Raw genomic sequence first — 23,638 nt, 5'->3', positions numbered from 1 at the left:
GAATGCTAAATATATCCTTTTAGGAAGGGTATGAAATTTGACTTTAAATTTGATTGCTCAGTAAAATATATAGTAGAAGAGAGGAGTGATTAAATAAAATGGCTGGAAAAATTAAAATGATAATTGATAGGATTGTTGAGGTGAAAACGAACGGGGTTACATCATTGGTCCCTATGACAAAAGCAAAACTTATATTAATAGGAATAAATCCGCTAAAGTATGATGAGACAACTGCCGATGACCCTGACATAATCGATAAACTAATTAAGTATGCAAAAGAATCAGGCATTGAAATTGCTTCAAAATAAGGAGGATCATAATGAATATTAAGACCGTAATAACGCATGAACAAAATATTGAAAAAGCGATGGAAGATTTAAAGAAGCAGCTAGAGACATTTAATCCAAAATTGGTAATATATTTCGCATCTTCAATTTACTCACCGCAAGAGCTATCGGATAAAATGCAGTCTGGATTTACTCAGGCACAGACTTTCGGATGTTCAACCTCAGGAGAGCTAATCAGCGGAACAATAACAAAAAACTCGATAGTCTTAATGGCTCTTAACGATAAGATTATAAGTGATGCCAAGATAGAGGTTATAGAAAATCTATCAGAGCTAGATCAAGTAAAAAGTGCCTTTGTTTCTTTCGAAAATTATTATAAAGCAAAATTGAACGAACTTGATTTAGATAAGTATGTAGGGCTTATTTTAATTGATGGGTTACGAGGGAAAGAAGAGCGAATAATGGAAAAGATCGGCGCATTGACCAATCTTACATTTGTTGGCGGATCTGCTGGTGACGACCTTAAATTTTCTCAAACGTACGTTTTTGCAAATGGCAAATCTTATACTAATGCCGCAATCCTTATCCTGCTAAAGACAAATAACGGATTTGACATTCTCAAGACCCAAAGCTTTAACCCGCTCAATAAAATATTAAAGGTAACAAAAGCAAATGAGGCAAAAAGAGAAGTAATGGAATTTAACAACAATCCGGCAATCGTAGAATATGCTATCGCGTTAGGCAAAAGTACAGAGGAAGCTAAGAATTCATTTATGCATAACCCTATAGGATTAATGATAGACGGGCAGCCTTATGTAAGAAGTCCACAGCAAGCTAAAGATAATAGCATGGTGTTTTACTGCAATATGAGTGAGGGAATGGAACTCTCGTTATTAGAAGGAACAGACATAGTAAACGACACAAAAAAAGCGATAGCAGCGAAAGAATTAGAATTGGGAAAAATAACCGGCATTATCAATTTTCACTGCATACTTCGAACATTAGGCCTTGAGGATTCAAACAAGTCAGATGAGTATGGTAAAATATTCACGGCTATCCCGACTGTCGGGTTCAGCACTTACGGGGAGCAATATATCGGACATATGAATCAAACCTCGACGATGTTATTGTTCAAATAGAATCAATCGCTAAAAAGAATAGTTTTTTCGATTGCTACGTTCCTTAACCCTGCACTTTATGCAGGGTTAAGGCTCTAGGTACTCAGAATATAAATCTCAAAAATTATAGTAATCTATTTGATCCCATTTTTTGAACAGTTCCTTGATTTTTCCCGAACTAATAAGTTTCTGGATCTCTTTATCCCATAGCTTTACAAGCTGCGCCCCCTTCTCTGATTTCACAAAACATGTATACATATTTAACGCTTTAACTTTTTTGACTTCAAAATCAGAAGGTGTGAAAACTAATTTAGGAGATTTGCTGCTACTGCTGCTTTTTATGAAGTCCAGGGTATCATCCGGTGAATCAAGAAAATAATCGATTCTCTTCGATTTAAGTAATTGTAAGGCTATTGCCCGATCATCAACCTCACTAAACTTCATGGGAGTACTAATATAGCTGTCATAAGAATACCCTCTCATCCAAACTACTTTTTTATTGTTAAGGCTTTTTTCTCCTTCCCAGCTGGAGCCTTTCAGAAAAAAAGCACTAATCAAATCTGAAGAAAAATGCCATTTAGGAAATAGCACGCCATCGAGCTCGCCTGCATAGACACCGATCACGATATCGGCATCGCCCTTCTTTACCAGGTTTGTCGATCTATTGTAGGGCATTATTTTGTACTTTACAGTATATCCTTTTGGTTCGTAGATAGCGCGTATGATGTCAAAATATAGACCAGTACCGTCAACGTTTGTGCCATTCTGCCAGCTTTCAGTCACAACAAGTATTGTTTTTGAGTAATCGGCCTGAACACCGGTGAGTAAAAGTGACATTATTATTATTGCAAGTGCTAAATATTTTAACATATTTAATATTTCCTTCGTACTAAATCGACTACTTTTGAAAAAAAATACCTCTTAACATTTTAACAAGAAATTAGAAATTTAGATACTTATATGATAATATAGTTCATAGGTTTCATTTATAACATAATGAATAAAAAATTATATACAACAACCTAAAATTATCATGAACATAAAAAATTCAACATATGCCAAAGTAATAACAATCCTAATATTAACTACCGTTTCTGCATTGGTATTATTTGACTGTATTTCTTTTGTTTTAGAAAGAAATACAGCTTATTATAAGATCAAGCGTGAGGTTAATCAGATTACGGACCGGATTTCCAATACACTTGCTGTTCCACTATGGGTTTTTGACGATAAAAGTGTAGAAAAAATGATTATGCTGGAAATGACTAATCCTGATGTTATTGCCATAGTGGTTTATAACGCAGGCATTCCGTATAAAGGCAAAGTGAAGTCTAGTTCATATCAAATAACTGACTATGATCCTACAAAAAAATATGATCAACTAAAACATGCTTTTTTTCGGAAAAAAGAAAATATTATAAAAGGGGAAGAAGTTGTTGGAACCGTCGAATTATACTTCACTGACAATTTTCTCAGACAATATTTAAAAAAACATTTGCTGCTCTCTTTTGCTAAGTCGCTCATCCTTTCACTTATTATCCTTGTTAGCGCATTTGTTTGTTTAAAGAAATTTATATTCACTTCACTTAATAAAATTGTACTCAAAGTTCATGAACTTTCTGAGGGCGAGGGAGATCTTACCAGATCCTTTTGTATAAATGCTTATGATGAAATGGGGACATTGTGTGGAAGTTTTAATAAGTTCCTTGGAAAACAGCGGGAAATGATCGGAAATATTCTTGCTCACTCTAAAGAAACCACTTCTATTGCGAAAGAGCTTAACTTTATGAGCGAAGAGCTTTCGGGCACAATAAATAATATTACTGTATCCTTAGAAGACAACATTCAGAATAACCGTGATTTTTTTTCTATGATCACCACTACAAAGAAAGAAATTGAGCTCCTTGTTCGCCACATTCACACTATCCTGGAAGGGAATACACAAACAGTTACCGGTTTCAGTCAAATACTAGAAATGACGGAAGTTGGAAAGGTATCGGCAAATACCGCCGGAAGCAAATTAGAGTTAATAAAAGAAAATGCAGCCGATACCAGGAGAAATGTCCAGGAATTAAAAACTAAAACTGAACAGATCCATCAAATTGTCGAGGTTATTAATAAAATTTTAAAACAGACAAATATGCTGGCACTAAATGCCGCAATTGAAGCGTCAAGAGCCGGAGAAGCCGGGAAAGGATTTGCGGTTGTGGCTAATGAGGTAAAGAATCTGGCAGCCAGAACAACAGAAGCAACGAATGAGATTAAGTCGGTTATTAATGAGATTATTGAAAGTACTGATAATGTCGTATTCGGAATAAGCAATAATGTAGAGGCAATCAATGACGGTGGAGAAATAATCAAAAAAGCTTTGTCCGAAATGGAGTCTATTGGGAAAGAAATCGAAGTTATTACGGGATATTTTCAAAAAGTTCAGACAGCATCAAATGAACAACTCTACATCTCTTCCAATGTTCATGAAAAGATAGTGGAAGTTGATAAATATTCAAATCAGAGCACTGAAACTTTTAAGCAACTATCAGCTAACATTGATTACATAAATTCGATCAGTGAAAAGATAACCGGGACTTCGAGTACCCTGGCAAATGCCTCATCCAAATTATTAAACTTAGTGCAAAAGTTTAAAATTTAAAATTAAATATCGTTTTCCCTTCATCGCTTAAATAATATCGTTCCGTTGGATGCAATGAACTATCAAGTTCATATATCAGGGGGATTCCCGTTGGTATTTCCAGGTTTGGTATCGCTTCATCTGCAATATTATCAATATACTTGATGAGTGCCCTTAAGCTGTTGCCATGAGCCACGATAATTACTTGTTTCCCTTCGTTGATGGTTGGAGCAATTGTGTTGTGCCAGTAGGGAAGAAATCGCTGAACTGTATCGTTGAGGCTCTCTGTCAGAGGAATCTGATTATCGCTCAATTCTTTGTATCGGGTGTCGCTGCCTGGATAACGTTGATCATCTTTTGTTAATGCCGGCGGCTGAATATCGTAACTTCTGCGCCATATATGAACTTGACCTGCACCATATTTCTGCCTGGTTTCTTCTTTGTTCAAGCCTTGCAGTGCACCGTAGTGACGCTCATTCAATCTCCAGCTCCTATGAACAGGCACCCACATCAGGTCCATTACATCCTGGATGATCCACAATGTTCTAATCGCTCGCTTGAGATAGGAAGTGTATGCAATATCAAAGGTATACCCTTCCCTTCTCAGTATTTCCGCGCCCTTCCGGGCTTCATTAATTCCGTTTTCTGATAGATCGACATCAGTCCATCCGGTAAAAATATTTAGTTTATTCCATAAGCTTTCTCCATGCCGAACCATTATGAGCCTTACCATGAATACCCTCCTTTTTTACAAAAAAAAGAAATATTATTGATAAAATCAAGTCGAAAATAAACCATTAAGCCTTTCAATTGTTACTTCATCGAGCCTGTCCACTACGATATCAGACTTATCTTGCAGTACGGACCTCGGATTGGTTGTCGTTACCGCAACAACCTTCATGTTCGCAGCTCTGGCAGCTTCAATTCCAACTAGTGCGTCCTCGAAAACGACGCATTTGGGGGCAGGGTTTCCTAGCAACTGTGCAGATTTAATAAATACTTGAGGATCTGGTTTGCCTGCAGTAACATCTTCAGCCGATACTATTTTATCAAAGTATCCATTGAAGTGAAGGAGATCAAGGACTGTATCGATATTGACCCTTTGGGTCGACGAACCTATGACAAAAGGTATATTTGCAATACGGAGACGCTTAATAAATATCTCAACACCGGGGAGGAACGAAATCCCCTTTTCCTGGATGATCTGACGGTAATGTATTTCTTTTCGCAGACCGAGTTCGTGTGCTTCACTAATATCATCGGCCCAAAAAAGGATTTCCATTATTATTTTTTCATTTTTCATACCAAAGCTTTTATTGAAAAAACCTGGAGGAAGCTGCTTGTTGATTTCCCTTGCAAGTCGGCTCCAGCTTTCTTTATGCTGCCGGGAAGAGTCAATGAGAACCCCATCCCAGTCAAAAATTATTCTAAAATCGTCCCGGCTCATAGTGTAAATTTAATCCCTTCCTTTTTGAGTACCAGTCTTCGTTCTCTGTAATCAGGCAATATTGAAGCGACAAGATCCCAAAAGTTTGATGAATGATTCCTGATCTTAATATGACACAGTTCATGGACAACAACATAATCTACCACAGAGATCGGCGCCATTACAATTTTCCAGTTGATACGAATAATACCTTTGAAACTACAGCTTCCCCATATCTTTTTCTGTTCCCTTATGGCGATGCGGTAAAAAGAAATGCCAAGTAACCCTGCATATTTCTCAGTACGCGAAGTTACTATTTCCTCAGCACATTTCCGGTACCAGGATATCAACGCTTTTCGGGTATGCTCCCGTTTGATCGGTTCCGCTACGTTGGGCATTACGATGGTTAAAATGTCTTTTTCTATTGAGCTTCGTACCCGCTTACAATAAGGGTCGTCAATCACCTTTAGCGTAATAGAACTCCCTAGATAGAGAAAGCTCTCGGCATTGACGAAATTATGTGTCGGAAGCATTTTTTTTAATTCTTCATGGGACTGAAGATGCCGGATAATCCATTTTATTTTCTTTCTTATAATGTCTTCTACAGTTTTGGTGGTAGCCTTATGTGGGGCATTTATCTTGAGACCGTTATGAAGATCTATACCGAGCGCAATACTTCGTCTTTTCGAACTCCGTTGAATCGAATATTTTATTATCCGCTCATTATGCATAATCATCCCTGATTCTTGCTTTGGCGGTTTCGCTGAAAATAAAAAATTGAATGTGCTCATTATAGCCTCTATGAATTAAATTCAGTTAACAATTATACGGATATCTATGATTCTTTACAACCTTAGCATAAAAAAAGATTTTGTTACCGGTTTACTACTTCTCAAAATATTTCTATTTAACTTTTTTATACTTTCCCATTAATTGGCCTTCTGCCAGAATGTGGCCCTTCATGGCCTTTACTACGTCTCCCTTTGTACTACCGCTTTTTAAGGGAAGTTTTTCATCAAGTGCGTAGATTTTAAAGTAGTATCTATGTACTCCGCTTGGAGGACAAGGGCCACCATATCCGATATTTTTCGAATCGTTTATTCCCTGCTCTGCCCCGTTTTTCAAGGTGTCTTGTGTAGGAACTTCTTCAGGTAAGCCTTTTATATCTGCTGGCAAATTATAAACAACCCAATGTGTCCACACTCCACGAGGCGCATCCGGATCTTCGGTAATTATTGCAATGCTTTTGGCGCTCGCCGGAACTCCTGACCATTCAAGCGGAGGCGATACATTTTTGTCGTAGCAAGTATACTGCTTAGGGATCATTTCTTCATTTTTGAATGCCGGGCTTTTGAGATTAATAGTCATTTTCTTTACCTCCTTCGCCATACCTAAACTCTGGAATGTACACAAACATAACGTGATAATAATTATTGGAATGATTTTTTTCAAAATTTTACCTCATTGATTCGATTTTTACGATCATTTTACCTATGCCGCGATCTTAAATCAAATTCATTATTATTTCAAATGATTAATATTTCTTTTTCTTCCCTTGTTCTTCTAAATGCTCAAAATATCCGTCAATCGCTCTATACATATTCCGCCACATACGAAGCTTGTCTTCTTCCGTTTCATTTCTTAACGTACCAATATAATCCAAAATACAGAGTGCGAACATGACTTTGATTTCGCTCAGGTCCATGCGCTCCTGTTCTATGAATTTTCTGATCAGCCGAACATTACTCCGGTTAAAAAATCCATTGTAAATGGTCATATGATATTTAACAGATTTATAGAGAAGCGAATCCTGTTGGATGCTGATACTGTTAAGGATTCTTAATGATTCCTCTGTATGCCCATAGTTGATAACAGAGTTATTCTTATAACCCATGGTTTTCTTTTTTCCTATATCATGAAAAATTATAAAATCTTTGATTATCTGTTCATTGGTTTTATCTTTATATATATTTATAAGTTCCTGGATTTGAATATCTACCGGTGTTCTTTTAGTCAGCCATGATTGATCATGGAGAATGAGCTCATATATTTTTAGCATATAGGCTATATGATAGAGGACTGTGGGACCTTCGGCATGTTTGTCCGGCGACTGCTGCGTTTTGAAATAGCTAATAATATTGAGTTTATATCGATAACTGCGGATTAGATCGGTAATGCTTCGCAGGTCTTCTTCGGTGACAACCTGCGAGCTGGGATAATCTTTTGGAACAGAGAAGAAATTGTTAACTATTCTCAATATTTTCCGGAAAACCATTATTCGTTTTTATTTGTTAATAAGCGGGTTATAAATACGATTAAGATAGCTATTACGGATATTCCAACGAAGGTCCATATCCCATAATTTTTCCATTCCGAATATTTTTCTTTTTTGATTTCAGCAAGAATATTTGCAATTATTTTTATCCGGTCGGATATAAATGCTACGTCACTTTCCTGGAGGTTTTTTTTGAGGCTAATTTTTTTTATCGGTCTTACCATATTCTCTAATAACTCATAAACTCGAATATCTTTTTTATTATTCTTTTTCCCTTCTTCTATAATCATATCCATAGCCTCAGCAATTCTACCCGCAAGGTTAGGTATTTTTTCGGCAACTTCTTTATATAAAAACTGCTCAACATACAGGCTCATCAGAATAAATCCGGTAATCTCTCTCGTGCTTAAATTATCCCAGGTACTAATCCCGAGTTTTTTCATTAGATCGAGTTCGTTGATTATTTCTGCCATTTGTATTCACCCTTTCACTTGTAATCACGCCAGGTATCTTTTAGCTACGAAATTATATTGGTTCGGAATATAAAGAAAACAAATACAATCACAATAAAACTTTATGCCCTATCAGAATATTATGGACCTCAATTATATTAAGTTTGTCGTAAATAGCAAGAACGAATTATTAATAAAGGAGCTGTCCGATCTCCTCCATTAGTCAGAAAGCTTAAGAATCCTGACAGCCCTTCAAATCCAGACTTAAACACTGATTTCGATTACTCTTGGTTTTGCTTCTTCTCTACGTGGAATTGATATTTCAAGAACACCGTTTTCCAAGGCAGCTGAGACTTTATCTTTATTAAATTCATTACTCAAGGAAAAGGCTCTGTAATAATTACCGATATTGGATTCCCTCATCAGTACCCTTCCTGGCTCTTCTATGGATGTCGTTGCCCGTACCGACATGATATTATTCTCATCGATACCAACTTTTACGTCCCCTTTTGATACGCCAGGGAGGTCGATAACAAATAACAGGGAGTCTTTTGTATCATAAATGTCCACATCAGGCGAAAAAGAATTAACTGCATCGGTTATCTGCTCTGCACTTGTATTTTTTACCTTATTTTTGGTTCTTTTTTCGAGTTCATTTGCCATATTTTCACCTCCGGTTTGTCATCCTTGAATTTCAATCGACTTGGCTTTAACCTTTTCTGCTTTTGGCAGTGTAATCATTAATACTCCATCTTTGAGCGACGCTGTTATCTGGTCTTCTTTTACTTTTACCGGTAACTCTAATAATTTTTCAAAACTACCCCTGCAACGCTCTGTTCTTATAAGTATTGAATTTTCTCCATAACTTTTTGCTTCGCATTGTCCTGATATCCTCAAGACATCTTCACGTACAGAAATGTGGAGGCCTTCCCTTAGTATTCCCGGGGTTTCTGCCAGCACAATAATATTGTTTTCGTCATCATAAATATTAAGGAGTGGAAACGCTTCCCGGGTCGGAGTATAGCCAAAAGTATCAAATAACCGTTCCATCTCTCGTTGCATTTTATCTAACTCTCGTAGCGGATTAGAAATCCATGCCATAATTTATCCCCCCTTTTATTTATATGCAATTTGAAAAATCCATGAAATATTGAATGTCACCCCCTCTCATATAGTTTCAAAAGAAAACTCTAGTACCCAAGCCAATATTAATATCAGCTTCCGTAGCCGGTATCAGGTTCAGTGCAGGGACAACTTCGATAAACACATCGAATGGTAATCGTGAGGCAAAGTTAAAAGCGATACCAAAGGGAATGCGTATTCCGATTTTCGTATCCTCTTCTTCGAAATTGATTCTTGCACCGATGCCCATATAGACAGGAATGTTTCCAAGTTCCTTAACTCTTACCAGGTTAAGTTTATGAAATAAATAGTCAGTGTGTATAGTTAATCTTCCATCTTTTCTAAAGTCCCATGCAATCGCGCCATCTATAGCTTCAGTTGAATTAACCCAGTTCTTGAAGCTTAAACCGGTCGGCTCTCCAACTATTATTCCTATGCCGAATTTATTCTGAGCATGAACAGGAACGCCAACATAACTTATGATTAACAGAATTAATACAAAGGTAATTTTCATTTTATTCCTCCCGGTTATGATGACATCGTTAATGATGCAAAACCAGATAGAAACGACGATAGATGATTAGATTAATGTCATCGCTCGACCTGTTTTAATTTTAGTGAGATGTTAGCATTGAAGCTGGATAAGTCAAGCTGGAATAGGATGTAATTGTATGAAGCTTTACAGCATTGAATGTGACTCGCTTATAAGGCAGGGTTCATTGGTTATTTTAGATAGTTTCTTATTAACAACGCATTAAGCGTGAGTCCATCTTTTATCTCTTTTTTTTGGATCATCTGCCGTATAACGTCTTCTGAAAACCAGCCATACTCTTTTACCTCGTTTTTATCAAACACACCGGTTGTTTTTCCTGATTTGCATTTCACAACATGAAATACTTTATTTGCAAGGCCACTCATAGGGTAAAAGGTATATATATGATGATGAGAAAGTGTTTTATACCCGCTCTCTTCCATAACCTCTCTCTGGGCAGCATTAATAATAGATTCTCCCTTCTCTATTAATCCTGCCGGAACCTCCCAGTCAATACAACCTATGACGTAACGATAAGCTTTTACCATGAGTATTTCGTTCTTTTCATTTTCTACAATAGCTGCAACAGCTTCTTTTTCGAAATCAAGAAAATGATGCTCATTAACGATGCGCCCATCCGGGAACTCCACTTTGTCGACGTAGAGATTCACCCAAGGGTTTTCGTAAATAACCGTGCGATCAAGTTTTCGGGGCATCTTATCCATTGATGTTCCTTTTTTTTGAAATAAAATTAATGTAGTCAACGCTAACTATACTAAGAATTTTACAATATTTTCTTTATTTCGCCGAGGGGGGATCTCTGGTATTTCAGCAGGATATCCTAGTGGAGTTATTGAAGAAATATAATGTTCTTTTGGGATTTTTAGCTTTTCTTTAACATCATCCCTATCCATACCTCCAATCCAGCAGGTACCAACCCTGCACATCCAGGCACTCAATATAAAATGATAGGCAGCAATACATCCATCCTCGATAACTCTTCTAGTTTTCATGGGGTCTGTACAGATTGCTACTGCCATAGGCGCATTTGCAAGCGGCTCGCTATGCTCTGCTCTTAAATTTGATAGGAATTTGCAGATATCTCTATTTTTGATAACGACAAAATAATATGATTCGGAATTATTGGATGTAGGCGCATAGCGGCAAAAATCTAAAATCCTCCATAGGACTTCTTCTGGTACTTCTTTATTTGCATAGTCACGGATGCTTCTCCTTGTCATTAATAATTCCGGCCCATCCATAACTCTGCCCATACTAACCCTCCCTGAATTTGAGGTAATAACTTAAAGACATTTGTCGCTTAAGTCAATCAGATTATATTTTTTTATAATTCTCCATTCGGAGGGTTCACCGAATGTCGATACAACAGTCAAATGCTTTGCCATGAAACAATGTTCTAATTCAGTTCCGATATCATCAATTATCTGTTTTTTCAATTCCTCAGAAATATAGCCGTAAAGCAAACTCAGATGAGGCACATACGGTTCAGAAATGTCCCGGGAAAATAGCTGACTGGCTTTATTATGTGCATCAATAAGTGCTTCGTTTTTTTCAACCAGAACAATGATACTTCGGTAGTATTCTTCGAAGTATTCAATTCGATCTAGTCGAATCGTAGTAGATTTTATAATCTCCGCGAGCTGCTGTGCATTGAAAAGCACCTCCGGTTCCGGTTCCATGACATTTCCGAATAATGTAACGTGCGGTTCAAAGTGAGGAACATTGTATTTCAGGCTCAAATGATTAATAAGATTTGAGAATTTGGTATACCTATAACCTTCCGGTTGAAGCCATAACGAATAGCCTGCAAGCTTTACCATGGGGGGATTGTAACAGGTCTCGACTGTTTATCAAGTATTTTTTTTTAGGAAAATTGATTATCTGTTCACACACAAGTATTGGTTTATTTAAAAGAATGTATTACCGGTTTACATTTTCCTGCTTTTAATTCTCTTACAAGATCATCTTCGTTGTTAATATAATTTTCAAATTCCGTAACATATTTCCCAACCATTTGCGCCGAGTGGGAATCGCTTCCCCCAATACCTACAATATTGAGTGACTCCCAAACTTCGTAACCGAACTGGTTCTCTATCTCAACTTGATTGCCATTGTAAACTTCTATTCCATCTACAATAGCGAACCGTTTGCTCAGTTTTTGCAGGTTTGCTCCGAGATCTTTTCCCCCGCGGAAAGGATGTGCCATAATTACGACGCCGCCGTTTCCATGCACTCGCCTTATGACTTCCATCGCACTAAGTTTCCTGGGAAGGTTCTCATAATATCCGATACAAAGGAGGTCACCGATCGATGTAGCTACTTCCTGGGCCCGAAGTATAACGAGATGACTATCTGCCATAGCTTTTAGCTGTCTAATCTCCTTTTCAGTCCACACATAATAGTGTTCGGTTATAATAATGCCGTCCAGTTTCTTCTCTTCTGCTTTTTCGACGAGAACAAGTGAGTCGAGTATGCTGCACGACGAGTATTTGTCAGTATGGTTATGCATGTCGATGATCATTTCATTACCTCTTTACTATCGAGTTAAATAAGCATAATCTTTTTCTTTGCCCAGCATTTTAAGCGCTTTTCTAACGAGAACCCTGTTGTCTTCGAACTGTGGCTGCAAGAGGGCCCTTTGTAGCAACCTCTCTTCACTTTTTGGAACATAGACAGGCTTTCCGGTCATCGGATTAATGCCGGTATAGTACATGCAGGATGAGAGTGTCATAGGTATCGGAGTATAGTTCTGTACTTGCTCCACTCTCATTTTATTTTTTTTCAGGTACATTGCCAGCATATACATATCAGTTAATGATGATCCTGGGTGGGAGGCAATAAAATATGGAATAATATATTGTTTTTTTCCTACGTCGGAACTAATCTTGTCGAACAGAGAAAAGAATTTTTCGTAGATTGAAAATTCAGGTTTATTCATTGCGTTAAGCACACTGGGAGACATATGTTCCGGTGCAATACTGAGCTGACCGGATACATGGTTCGCAACGAGCTCGTGCATGTATTCAGGACACTTAAGGGCCAGATCAACGCGAACACCTGAGTTAACGAATACTTTTTTTATCCCTTTAATTGAACTGGCTTGACGTAATAACTGCAATTGCTTTTGGAAATCTACTTTTAGATTATTACACTTATTAGGAACAAGGCAGCTTACTCTCATACAACCTTCATCTTTTTCGCATTTGCTAGCGTACATGTTCGCTGACGGTCCGCCAATATCAAGGATATATCCTTTAAAATCCTTCTGTGGAATAATAATATCTTTTATCTCTTTAAGCATTGACTCAATTGAACGGCTGTTAATGTATTTCCCTTGATGCAAATTGAGAGTACAGAACGAACATCCGCCATAACAACCCCGGTGAGAGACGACCGAATGTTTAACGAAGCTAAAAGCCGGGATGGGCTTCTGGTACTTTGGGTGGGCTTCCCGGGTGAAGGGCAGCATATAGACTGAGTTGAGTTCATCATTATTGATAACACCCGGAGTTTCAGTAATAACATATTTTTTCTGGCAAGCCTGAACAATAGTCCTTGGCTTTTTTTTGACTGATTCCGTATAATATTCTTTCACTGATTGGGAGTACTTAACTTTGTCCTCGGATACTTCTTCAAATGATGGCAGGATAATATGATCGTCCGCTGGGAGAGAATCGGAAATGTATGCGGTATTTTTTATTCCTTTAAGTGAATCTCCATTTTGAATATTTTTTGCTATCTGGGCAATCGCCTTTTCTCCCATGCCATAGACCAGAACTTCTGCCCGGGTATCGAAGAGGATTGATCTTCTAATTTTGTTATCCCAGTAATCATAGTATGCAAGCCTTCGCAGACTTGCTTCGATACCACCGATAACGATAGGCGTATCTGAAAACAACTTTCTCACGATATTGGAATAGACGATGACAGCTCTATCCGGGCGATTTCCAGATATACCGCCTTCAGAATATTCATCTTTTCTGCGGTGTTTTTTCTCCGGGCTATAATTAGCTATCATGGAGTCAAGATTACCCGCGGTTATGCCAAAAAAAAGGTTCGGCGTTCCCATAGACAGGAAATCTTCATCCCGTTTCCAATCCGGCTGGGCAATTATTCCAACCGTGAACCCCTGGCTTTCAAGATATCTTCCGATGATAGCCGCGCCAAATGACGGATGATCAACATAAGCATCTCCTGTAATGATGACAACATCGATGCTCGACCAGCCTTTTTGCTTCATTTCGGTTTTGTTTGTAGGGAGAAAGTTGAATGACATAGAATACCTTGATCTGACGTTGAATTTAAACAGACATAATTATACTCATTTATCTCATCGAATCAAGCATGGGTTTAAGTTTTACCTATTGGTTAATTAAGTTACACAAACAAGTTCAGGTTTGACTTTTCTGCTGCTTCCAAATACATTGCAACTCCACCAATTTGAACACCATCAAGCAGTTCTTCCTTATTGACACCCATAACATCTAAGGACATCTGGCACGCAACAAGGTCTACTCCACTTTTGATTGCGGTATCGATCATCTGTTCAATAGAATCAACTTTTTTGAAGTTCATTCTTAAACGCATCATAAATGTTCCCAGCCCGAGCATATTCATTTTTGATAATTTTAATCCAAGACTGCTGGTCGGCATCATCATCCCGAATAATTTTCCCATAAGATCTTTGTTCGTCTTTGGCTTTTGGAGTTTTTTTATTACATTAAGTCCCCAGAAAGTAAAGAACATTGTGACTTTTTTTCCCATTGATGCAGCTCCATTGGCAATAACAAATGCTGCCAGAGCTTTGTCGAGATCGTCACTAAAGACAATTATTGTCTTTCTGTCTTTTTTTACATCTATGTCGGTCATAGAATGGGTTACTCCTTGTGTCGACTTTTCGATTATTGCAATGATTTTGGTTGACTGCTGTTCGAGCGAGATTAGTTTATTTCCTGTCACATTACACCAGGATGCAACATCATTTGCAAAGCCTTTATCGCTGACAATAATCTTTAGTTGTTCATTCTCCTTTATTCGGTCCATCTCGCTTTTTAGCCTGATGATCGGACCGGGACATTGGATTCCGGTTGCATCTACGATTGTAATCGTACCATTAGCTATTTGCATTTTCTCATTCGGGTCCGTTTGATAAATAGTATCATCCTTTCCAATATATACCTTCGAAGTATCTTCATTGCTATGCTTTTTGGTAGCCGCACTATAGGTCTTGTATCCGCCTGAAAGATTGTATGCTTCCTTGAACCCGTTTTGGTCGAGAATCCGGGAAGCCAGGTAGCCTCGCAGTCCTACAGCGCAGTAAATTACGATTTTTTTTGTTTTTGAGATTTTATCAAGATTATTTCTTATTGTATCGAGAGGTATGTTAACAGATCCATCGATATTTCCAATAGAGTATTCCTCTGGAGTCCTGACATCAAGGAGAAAAATGTCATCGGATTTTAGTGAAATAAGTTCTTCCCAATGAATAACTTTTGTAGCAGAAGTCAGTATATTTTCTGCTACGAACCCGGCAATATTAACCGGATCTTTTGCCGATGAATAAGGAGGCGCGTAAGCATGTTCTATTTCCTCAAGGTCATAGATCGTTCCCTTATTCTTTATGATCGTCGAAAGAAGATCTATTCGTTTATCAACCCCTTCTTGTCCGATAACTTGTGCTCCTAATAATTGCCCGTCATTTTTTGCAAAGATAATTTTAATTGTCAGAGGTGTTGAATCAGGATAATAGCCAGCATGGGAAGCTCCGTGAGTAATTGATGCGTAATATTGGACTCCGTATTTCTTTGCGATTTTTTCCGATATTCCTGCTGTTGCAACACTGAGATCAAATACTTTGGCAATTGCAGTTGAAATCGACCCGGCATATTTCTTTTTATTGCCTCCTACTATATTGTCAGCAGCAATCCTACCCTGTTTATTAGCAGGTCCTGCAAGGTACGTTGGCATTTTTATATTTATTATAGGATTAAGGAATTCAATAGCATCGCCTACTGCATAGATATCAGGATCAGAAGTCTGTAGAAATTCATTTACTTCTATGCCGCCAAAAGCCCCGACTTTTAGCCCGGCTTTCGATGCCAATGCGCTGTCAGGTTTAATTCCTAATGATAGAATAACCATATCACAACGAATCTCTTTGCCGCTGCTGAGTTGAATAACAATAGTATTTCCTTCTCTCGCAAATGATCTAAGACTATCCTTGAGATGAAGTGTGATGTTTTTTGAACGTAGATGTTGGTGTACTTGTGCGGCCATTTCGAAGTCAAGCATGTTCATGACCTGTTCGGCCATTTCTACGATCGTCACCTCGATACCTTTGTGGCGAAGATTCTCTGCCATCTCAAGCCCTATGAATCCGGCACCGACAATAACCGCTTTAGTGGGGTGACCTTGGGCCATATATTGCTTGATCCGGTCAGTGTCTTCTACACTTCGCAACGTAAAAACACCCTGTTCATCTATCCCTGGAATAGGCGGTTTGATTGCCGTTGCTCCCGGAGAAAATACTAGTTTATCGTAGCTTTCTTCATAGACTTCGCCGGAATCTGCTTTTTTAATCTTGATCGTTTTATTACTCCGTACTATATCTATTGCCTCCGATTTGACTCGAACATCAATATTGAAACGCTGATTGAAACTTGCAGGAGTTTGGACAAACAGCTTGTCCCTTTCTGCTATTACGCCACCAACATAGTAGGGAAAACCGCAATTAGCATAGGAGATATTTTCGCCTCTTTCTATCAGGAGAATCTCTGCTTTTTCGTCGAGTCTTCTTAGTCGTGCCGCCGTCGTAGCACCGCCGGCAACGCCGCCGATAATTATATATTTTGACATAGCTATACCTCGCTTATAAAATTTAATTCGGAAAAATCCATATTAACGTTTTTTATCATATCCATTTTTGTTTTGCCCGACAGGCTTAATTCAAAGATCATTTTTCGCTTATCATTTTCATCAACCAACCTGATAATAAGCTCTTTTTTTTCAAGAGAGCCAAGTATTCGTGAAATCCTGGATGGAGAAATTCCTATTTCGCCGGCTATCTCTCCGGCATTTCTTTCGCCATTAAATACGCAGCATAAAGCTAAACATTCGTTTATCGTAAGGTGGACTTCTTGTTTGAGTTTTTGTTCACAGGAATATATCGCTTTAAAAACACTTTTTAGTTTACAGAGAGGTTTCATGATTCCTCCAGGGATAGTTTGCTATTATATATAATTGCTAATAGCATCTATTTTACAAGAGTACTCTTTTTCTGTCAAATCCGGCAGTTTAGACTTTTACATAACAGACAGATTACATGCTGGGCGCACAAAAAAAGACTGCCGCAATTTGTACGGCAGTCTTCTAAGATAGTATCGATATTATATTTCAGAATTAATTAGCTGTAATCGAAAACCCGGTATGAGAAGCTCCATCATCAGCATTAACGTCATCTATGAAATCAATGTCTGAATCCCATTTACCATTGTTATTAACATCAACAATTATCGAGTAATGACCTAATCGCAAATATGCTTTAGGATACACGATGAATTGGGAAGCTCCGTTATAACAGGATGCAGCTAACGGTACCATTTCGACTTGAGGATTACCGTATTGTCCGGAAACGTCGACAAGTGCCGGACGATCTGCTGCTATATCCAAGTGGTTGTCCACATAAACAACCGCATTGGAAGTTACAACATAGATATTAACCCACTTACCAGAATATGGAGCCATAAATCCGGCATCTTCATCGCTGCCATAATCATTCCAATGATAGCTTTTTTTAACATATGGATTAAAAATAGCTTTTATTCCTTTGTACCAGTCAGCCCAATCGCCGTCAGCCCAGTATGGACCAACAAGGTCACTGCCATCTTGCCTGAACGTATCAACATATCCATAGTAACCGTTATTGTCATAAAAGCCTTTTGAGGCGACCTGAATACGTACGATGGTTGTTTCTTCCACTAATTGTTGAATAGTAAACCCGACATTGGACTTGCCATCGAGTATGTCTATCGTATCATCATAAACACCATTTTTATTGACATCCACAAAAACATCAAAATTATTGCCATAACTTGCTATTGCTGCAGCAAACTCGGTTTTATTTAATATTTTTGTAAATATGCTTCCTGTCACAGAAACGCTTACCGTGTTATGAGAAACGACTTCAAATGATCCTGTATTATCCGCATCTTTGATGTCTTTATCTTTTATAATATATATATTCACGGTACCATTATAGAGACCATTTGGAAGATTTTCTGACCAAAGATACACATCATTGCTTAAGTTAGGATGTGACGGATCGTAATCAAATGAATCTGAAATGCAATAGTCATTATTTCCTGTAGAAATAGCTGCAGCTGCTATTGGCAACTTACCCTCGCCTTCTTTTGTATCAAAAATTGTAAATGGTATCGTCACATCGGTTTCAGGCCCGAGAATAGTTGCGGTATATGACCTGAGAAGTGCATTAACGTTGATTTTTCCTTGTTCGGCTCCACGGTTGTTTAAACCGGCTTGGTACCAAATTGGCACAGGAGCGATATTTCCATGCTCATCAGTGCTGTATCTCACTTTGCTGATAATACTGTTTGCAGAATCCTTGATAGTAACGGTGTAAAGTTGATTTGACTTCAAGTTACTCATTTTGATCATAACCGTATCAAGTACTTTGACTTTATCAGTCGGTATTCGGTCTGAGTTCAGAATTTGAATTGCTGTTTTGTCAATCGCTCTTTCGGTACAACCAAAAAGAGAAAGGCATATAGCTAATAGCGATATAATTACGATGAATTTTTTCATTGAATGAGTTCTCCTTTATTAGTGAAATTTTATGGATAGCACTGCTTGCGCTGATGTTTTCGGATCTTTTTTATTGTTCTCATTATTAAGATCAAGCTGATTGACATTGATGGATAAAATGTCAAAGAGCTTAACACCAGCTGAAGCATTAACCATTCCATCTTCGCCTTCTTGGTTTGCTCCTACATATTCTCCGCAGAGGTTAATAAAATCAAATAATGTAATGGTAGCTCCTCCAAAAAAGAAAGGATCACCTTGGTTATCTCCCATAAATCCGTTCTCTAAACCTGCATGGAGACCAATCCTGGCTGCAAACAGATCAAACATTATACTGGTTACGGCAAAAGCATTCATGAATGTATTGTACTTATCAAGATCGCTTTCATTAGTTAACGACGTTGCCGTTAATCCAACAGCTATCCTAGGAACCACATCTCCCCAATCCAGCAGCTTTATTTTTAGGTAAAGATTGGCACCCTCTATGTCTGTTCGTGAATAATCATCACTAAATACAAGCGCTTTTTTGGAATACCCGATCTCAACATCATCTGAGGTGCCAAGTAAAATTCCTGCGTTTGTATAGTATACTTTTGTATCTGAAATTTTCCCTGCTTCCAGACTACTTAGTCCTGCGGCTATTTTTCCTTTTCCTATAGTAGTTGCAATAGGTACCGTTAATAGCCCATTCTGGTTCGGAATAAAAATCATGCTATTGTATTTTTTGAATAGATTCCAATCCAGGCTCGATGTTGTACTATAACCACCATTTTCTGCAAATGATATACTTATCCAGGTACTGATTAATATTAAAACTAATAATATTCCCTTAGTTTTTTTCATATATTCCTCCTTGCTATTGCGTTAATATAAATCTGAGGTAAGACACACAGACATGAGATTAATGACATTTTATCGTATTTATATAAAAAAGTAAATTAATATTGTAAATACAAGAAATCCTGAGCTGGGCTTATCCCAGATGAATACCCATTAAACTTTGTAAGGTCAGGAACAGAAGCCAATCTACTTATGGCTTTAGAACTCAGATTCTCTACAAGAATCTTTGCAGACATCAAAAGCCCCGGAAAAATCCAGGGCTTTCAATCAAATAAAAGAATACTTTAGTCGTTTATTAAAAAAACTTCATTACTTCCAGCTTCCCGGAATTATCATTATTTATATATGATACATAGGGAACCCCCCTATATATATATAGGGAGGGAGCGCCGCCGAACCCACTTGAAAAACCTGGATTTCCTATTGTATTCCAATGATTACCATCGTATTTTGCTAAGGTTATTTTACTTCCGAAAACTTCATCTTGATATGCAACATAAGGAATTCCGTTATAAACAGACAATGAAGTATTGGAGGCATGCGCAAGCGAAAATCCTGGCGTACCGACATTAACCCAATTTATACCATCATACTTCATGACAGTAGCTTTGCCGGTATTGCCAAAATCCTGATACGCGACGTAGGGTACTCCATCATCAACGCAAAGAGACGTATAAAACGCTGCTCCCGAAGAAAATCCTTTTGCACCGATAGCCACCCAATTATTACCATCGTATTTCATCACAGTAGCTTTTTGGCTGCCACCCCAATCTGAGTAAACAACGTACGGACAGCCCTTATCAAGACACATCGAGAGATATGATACAGCGCCATCCGAAAATCCTGCATTACCGACACTTAACCATTTTTCTCCATCATATTTCATTACAGTTGCTTTACCGCCGCTACCGATATCCCGAAAAGAAATATAGGGAATTCCATTATTAACTACGATCGTCGTATCAAAAACCTCACCGGATGAAAAGCCAGGATTCCCAACCGTTACCCAGTTACTCCTGTCATATTTCATTACTGTTGCTTTATTAAAATTAGCTGAGTCTTTAAACGCTACAAAGGGAGTTCCATTATATACGCTAAGCGAAGTATAATTAACTGAACTTTGAGTAAACCCTGGTTCACCGATAGGCTCCCAGGCAGTCCCGTCATATTTCGTTACCGTAGCCTTGCCTCCTTCAGAATAATCCTTGTACACCATATAAAGCATTCCATTATCTATACGCAAATTATTGTAATCGGCCTTTCCGGCTGAGAGCCCTCGCTCTCCGACGTTGAACCATCCCAACTTTTCATCTCTGACGAAATCAAAAACTATCGTCCCAGTATATTGCTGTTTAAACGCATTCGAGAAATCTCCTCTCAACTTTATTACGTATACTTGGCTTATCCCCTGCATAAATGTAGCATCCCATACTTTGATGCTCATGTTAGAGCTAGAAAGTGACTTGAATGGCTGATCATCGGCGATCTTCATCTCAATAGGTATTACATTCTGGGTAATCTTTTGACCTGCTAGCCCATCGCTACCTAGCATATATGCCCTCAATTTTAACAAGTTAGGCTTAGCAGTGTCCTTGTAAACAATGTTTAGAGTAATACAACCATCTGCTTCTACTTTTCCCAAACGATTTACCTGAAAAAATATATTACTGGTGACATCGAATGTCATATATTCTGAGACAGCTGATTCAATTTTAACTGATTGCGCTGACATCAGAATTTTTTCTGCCGGTAGCGAGCTTAGTTCTGTATTCATTTGTCCTAAAGAAATAGATATTTTACTTGTAGCTGCAACTGTCTCGTTAGTATAAGATTGGGTTTGCGCCGATAAAGGTGTCGTATTTATATCCATATGCTGTTTGGTTAACTGTCCACACCCGATAAGCGCTACAATTATTATACATAAAACCAACACTATTATTTTTCTATACATTAAATATTCCCCCCTGTTCCTAGTATTTCCTCAAAGCACTTTATTATCACATTATATTATAATTTTCAAATGTTATTTTAAATAAACCTAAAAGTATAAATAATAGATTTGCCGAGGTTAATAGATTATTATCACTGCAAGGAAATATTTGGTTATAATTAGATGAATTCGATGATTAACAGTGTTACTAATAGTTAACAGTGAGGGTTTGGCGTTAAAAATTACTTCTTGTCATAAAGGTTAGCTGGATTTTGAGATCCGTATACCAGCAATGATCCATACAGAGACCAAATCAAAGAAAAGAGCTCTCAACGATTAAAACGAGTCCTAAATCCACATTTTTGACATAATGGCTCAACAGCTTGCCTTTTTGAAAAACCCTCGTATAGTTTTTGAGCCCGTTGCCCGGCAATAATTTCATCGAATTCCTGTTCTAAAATGTTACCAAGCTTTATTGTGCCTTCCCCATCGAGACAGCAGGGAACAACAGTGCCGTCTACCAAAAAGCCAACCTGATCTCTAAGTCCATAACAAAAACCTTTATCGCTGATGTCCTCAAGGTTAATATCCGGCCAATCAAATTGGAAAGATTGACTGAGAAAAACATTTTCAGCTAACGGCAAGCTTCTAAAAGGTGTCAGCTTGTCTTCAATTACATAATCAATGCCAAACTCGTATTGCAATCTATTTAGAATATGTCGATTGTTTTCGTTTTTCCCCGCATCTGAAAGATTCCATAACTTCAAACAGATAGATATTTTATTATCTTTTCGCGCTAGAGTAATAAACTCAAATATTTTGCTAAGGTAGGGGTCTATTGAATACTGATTATTATTTGCCTCGAAACTGTGCAATGAAAAATTAACCTGTCTCAAAGCAGGTTCAAAGACGATTGATTCAGCAATAGAATCTATCAAAATCCCGTTAGTGTTCAAATTAACCGGATATCCATATTTATGAGCTAAATTAAGAAAAGTGCTAAGCTCCGGGTGTAAAAGAGGCTCTCCCATTACATGAAAATAGAGATGAGTAGGCCTTCCTTTTATCTGATACAAAATTCTTTCAAATAAATCTCGGTCCATAAATTTAGGTTTACGATTGGTTTTAGGACAAAAATCACAAGACAGATTGCAAACATTGGTTATTTCAATATAAATCTTCTTAAATTTTTTCATGTTTTTTTTCTTCCATTGCTTCTTCCTGTGATTTCCTTCAAACTATCTGTGAGCTTTCACCGGCTAGAAAGCGCCCATGCTGGGCGCACAAGAAAAGGGATTCAACAAATATTGAATCCCTTTTCCTGTTGATATAAGGCTGCTTAAAATTCATTAAAACTTAATATACTCTTTAGTCGCAAAATTAGCAGCCATGGTCCAAGGCGTTGCAACGCAGTTTTTTATATAGAATACCGCCAAGGTTTCATAGCTGGCTGCATTTGATTCGATCATCTTCTGCAGAAACTCCCTTTTGCTGACAATCTCTTTCTTAAAATCCATATCTTTGATTTCCTGAGCAACACCACTTACGCGTATCTGAATACCCTGCTGAAAATCGTTGAAGCACGTTTCCACGTTTGGATTTGCCATTACCTGGCGATAAAGATCCTTCATCGTTCCGGTGTGAAAAACTATCCCATCATCATCCGCTTTGTAGAAAAAAATCCCTCGAACATGTGGTTTCCCATCCTCAACCGTGGCTAAATGACCACCTAAATGCGCATTTATAAAATCAATGACTTCTGCCTTATTCATAAGTCTCTCCTTTATATATAATTTATACTCAAATAAACAATAATTGTTTAAAAACAAAAGGATTCAAATTTCTTTGAATCCTTTTAAATTATTATTGGTGGGCCCAGTAGGACTTGAACCTACGACCCTTCGATTATGAGTCGAATGCTACTAACCAACTGAGCTATGGGCCCGATCAAATTGTTTATGTATTATAATATACTTTCAGACTCTTTTCAATATACTTATTGCTCATTTTATTAATAAACATAAGACAAATATTCAAACAAATAGGATAATTGGAAAAATTATAATAAAAGAGTTTACCATATCCACGTTATCGAGTAGGAGGTAGGTGATTAATTCACCTACCGACCTCTCACACCACCGTACGTACGGTTCCGTATACGGCGGTTCAACAAGAATTAATGTCCTTCT

General features: G+C 37.8%; 23 protein-coding genes, 1 tRNA gene and 1 pseudogene. 2 read left to right on the top strand and 23 right to left on the bottom strand.

Annotated features, from left to right (window positions below; all coding sequences use genetic code 11):
* Window positions 1-98 precede the first annotated feature (98 nt).
* Window positions 99-1,426 (top strand): annotated as a pseudogene (locus tag DKM50_00205) (hypothetical protein).
* Window positions 1,427-1,522: 96 nt separating this feature from the next.
* Here the strand turns inward: DKM50_00205 and DKM50_00200 are convergent.
* Entirely contained in the window at window positions 1,523-2,275 is a 753-nt protein-coding gene (locus tag DKM50_00200; protein ID PZM84956.1) for a hypothetical protein, read from the bottom strand.
* A 163-nt stretch (window positions 2,276-2,438) separates the two neighbouring features.
* Here DKM50_00200 and DKM50_00195 point away from each other — a divergent pair, with 163 nt between their 5' ends.
* Window positions 2,439-4,055 carry a hypothetical protein gene (locus DKM50_00195; protein ID PZM84955.1) on the top strand — a complete coding sequence of 539 codons (1,617 nt, stop codon included), beginning with the start codon at window positions 2,439-2,441 and terminating at the stop codon, window positions 4,053-4,055.
* Here the strand turns inward: DKM50_00195 and DKM50_00190 are convergent.
* The 22 genes from DKM50_00190 to DKM50_00085 all read right to left on the bottom strand — a co-directional run bounded on the left by DKM50_00190 (window position 4,045) and on the right by DKM50_00085 (window position 23,394).
* Entirely contained in the window at window positions 4,045-4,767 is a 723-nt protein-coding gene (locus tag DKM50_00190) for a 2,3-diphosphoglycerate-dependent phosphoglycerate mutase (GenBank protein ID PZM84954.1), read from the bottom strand. The genes DKM50_00195 and DKM50_00190 overlap by 11 nt on opposite strands.
* A gap of 45 nt (window positions 4,768-4,812) precedes the next feature.
* Window positions 4,813-5,481, bottom strand: coding sequence for an HAD family phosphatase (locus tag DKM50_00185; GenBank protein ID PZM84953.1), 669 nt, complete (start codon window positions 5,479-5,481; stop codon window positions 4,813-4,815).
* Window positions 5,478-6,251, bottom strand: a complete 774-nt coding sequence (locus DKM50_00180) for a hypothetical protein (protein PZM84952.1) — start codon at window positions 6,249-6,251, stop codon at window positions 5,478-5,480. The genes DKM50_00185 and DKM50_00180 overlap by 4 nt, the downstream gene beginning before the upstream one ends.
* A gap of 112 nt (window positions 6,252-6,363) precedes the next feature.
* Window positions 6,364-6,828: a YbhB/YbcL family Raf kinase inhibitor-like protein gene (locus tag DKM50_00175; protein ID PZM84951.1), complete on the bottom strand. Its 465-nt coding sequence runs from the start codon at window positions 6,826-6,828 to the stop codon at window positions 6,364-6,366.
* Window positions 6,829-6,994: 166 nt separating this feature from the next.
* Complete coding sequence (locus DKM50_00170) at window positions 6,995-7,735, bottom strand: hypothetical protein (protein ID PZM84950.1); 741 nt, start codon at window positions 7,733-7,735, stop codon at window positions 6,995-6,997.
* The gene (locus DKM50_00165) at window positions 7,735-8,208 is read right to left on the bottom strand and encodes a hypothetical protein (protein PZM84949.1); all 474 of its coding nucleotides are present in this window, start codon (window positions 8,206-8,208) and stop codon (window positions 7,735-7,737) included. Before DKM50_00165 ends, DKM50_00170 begins: the two co-directional genes overlap by 1 nt.
* Before the next feature lie 243 nt (window positions 8,209-8,451).
* Window positions 8,452-8,850 (bottom strand): hypothetical protein, encoded by a 399-nt coding sequence (locus DKM50_00160; GenBank protein PZM84948.1) that lies wholly within the window; start codon window positions 8,848-8,850, stop codon window positions 8,452-8,454.
* Between the two features lie 18 nt (window positions 8,851-8,868).
* Window positions 8,869-9,288 (bottom strand): Hsp20/alpha crystallin family protein, encoded by a 420-nt coding sequence (locus DKM50_00155; protein PZM84947.1) that lies wholly within the window; start codon window positions 9,286-9,288, stop codon window positions 8,869-8,871.
* Window positions 9,289-9,364: 76 nt separating this feature from the next.
* Window positions 9,365-9,823 carry a hypothetical protein gene (locus DKM50_00150; GenBank protein PZM84946.1) on the bottom strand — a complete coding sequence of 153 codons (459 nt, stop codon included), beginning with the start codon at window positions 9,821-9,823 and terminating at the stop codon, window positions 9,365-9,367.
* A gap of 209 nt (window positions 9,824-10,032) precedes the next feature.
* Window positions 10,033-10,557: an NUDIX hydrolase gene (locus DKM50_00145; protein PZM84972.1), complete on the bottom strand. Its 525-nt coding sequence runs from the start codon at window positions 10,555-10,557 to the stop codon at window positions 10,033-10,035.
* A 54-nt stretch (window positions 10,558-10,611) separates the two neighbouring features.
* Window positions 10,612-11,115, bottom strand: a complete 504-nt coding sequence (locus DKM50_00140) for a hypothetical protein (GenBank protein ID PZM84945.1) — start codon at window positions 11,113-11,115, stop codon at window positions 10,612-10,614.
* A 30-nt stretch (window positions 11,116-11,145) separates the two neighbouring features.
* A complete protein-coding gene (locus tag DKM50_00135; GenBank protein PZM84944.1) occupies window positions 11,146-11,682 on the bottom strand; it encodes a hypothetical protein in 537 nt (178 codons plus the stop codon).
* An 83-nt stretch (window positions 11,683-11,765) separates the two neighbouring features.
* Complete coding sequence (locus tag DKM50_00130; protein PZM84943.1) at window positions 11,766-12,383, bottom strand: hypothetical protein; 618 nt, start codon at window positions 12,381-12,383, stop codon at window positions 11,766-11,768.
* Between the two features lie 15 nt (window positions 12,384-12,398).
* The gene (locus DKM50_00125) at window positions 12,399-14,138 is read right to left on the bottom strand and encodes a YgiQ family radical SAM protein (protein ID PZM84942.1); all 1,740 of its coding nucleotides are present in this window, start codon (window positions 14,136-14,138) and stop codon (window positions 12,399-12,401) included.
* Window positions 14,139-14,239: 101 nt separating this feature from the next.
* Complete coding sequence (locus DKM50_00120; protein PZM84941.1) at window positions 14,240-16,717, bottom strand: pyridine nucleotide-disulfide oxidoreductase; 2,478 nt, start codon at window positions 16,715-16,717, stop codon at window positions 14,240-14,242.
* 2 nt (window positions 16,718-16,719) lie between these two features.
* Window positions 16,720-17,067, bottom strand: coding sequence for a MarR family transcriptional regulator (locus DKM50_00115; GenBank protein ID PZM84940.1), 348 nt, complete (start codon window positions 17,065-17,067; stop codon window positions 16,720-16,722).
* A 193-nt stretch (window positions 17,068-17,260) separates the two neighbouring features.
* Window positions 17,261-18,682, bottom strand: coding sequence for a hypothetical protein (locus DKM50_00110; GenBank protein PZM84939.1), 1,422 nt, complete (start codon window positions 18,680-18,682; stop codon window positions 17,261-17,263).
* Window positions 18,683-18,700: 18 nt separating this feature from the next.
* Entirely contained in the window at window positions 18,701-19,522 is an 822-nt protein-coding gene (locus tag DKM50_00105) for a hypothetical protein (GenBank protein ID PZM84938.1), read from the bottom strand.
* Between the two features lie 292 nt (window positions 19,523-19,814).
* Entirely contained in the window at window positions 19,815-21,470 is a 1,656-nt protein-coding gene (locus DKM50_00100) for a hypothetical protein (protein ID PZM84937.1), read from the bottom strand.
* A gap of 308 nt (window positions 21,471-21,778) precedes the next feature.
* Complete coding sequence (locus DKM50_00095) at window positions 21,779-22,645, bottom strand: radical SAM protein (protein PZM84936.1); 867 nt, start codon at window positions 22,643-22,645, stop codon at window positions 21,779-21,781.
* 153 nt (window positions 22,646-22,798) lie between these two features.
* Window positions 22,799-23,221 (bottom strand): pyridoxamine 5'-phosphate oxidase family protein, encoded by a 423-nt coding sequence (locus DKM50_00090; protein PZM84935.1) that lies wholly within the window; start codon window positions 23,219-23,221, stop codon window positions 22,799-22,801.
* Between the two features lie 95 nt (window positions 23,222-23,316).
* Window positions 23,317-23,394 (bottom strand) — tRNA-Met (locus tag DKM50_00085).
* Window positions 23,395-23,638: the final 244 nt, after the last annotated feature.

Source organism: Candidatus Margulisiibacteriota bacterium, assembly GCA_003242895.1.
GTDB lineage: Bacteria > Margulisbacteria > Riflemargulisbacteria > GWF2-39-127 > GWF2-39-127 > GWF2-39-127.
This window is presented reverse-complemented; position numbering and strand designations above follow the sequence as displayed.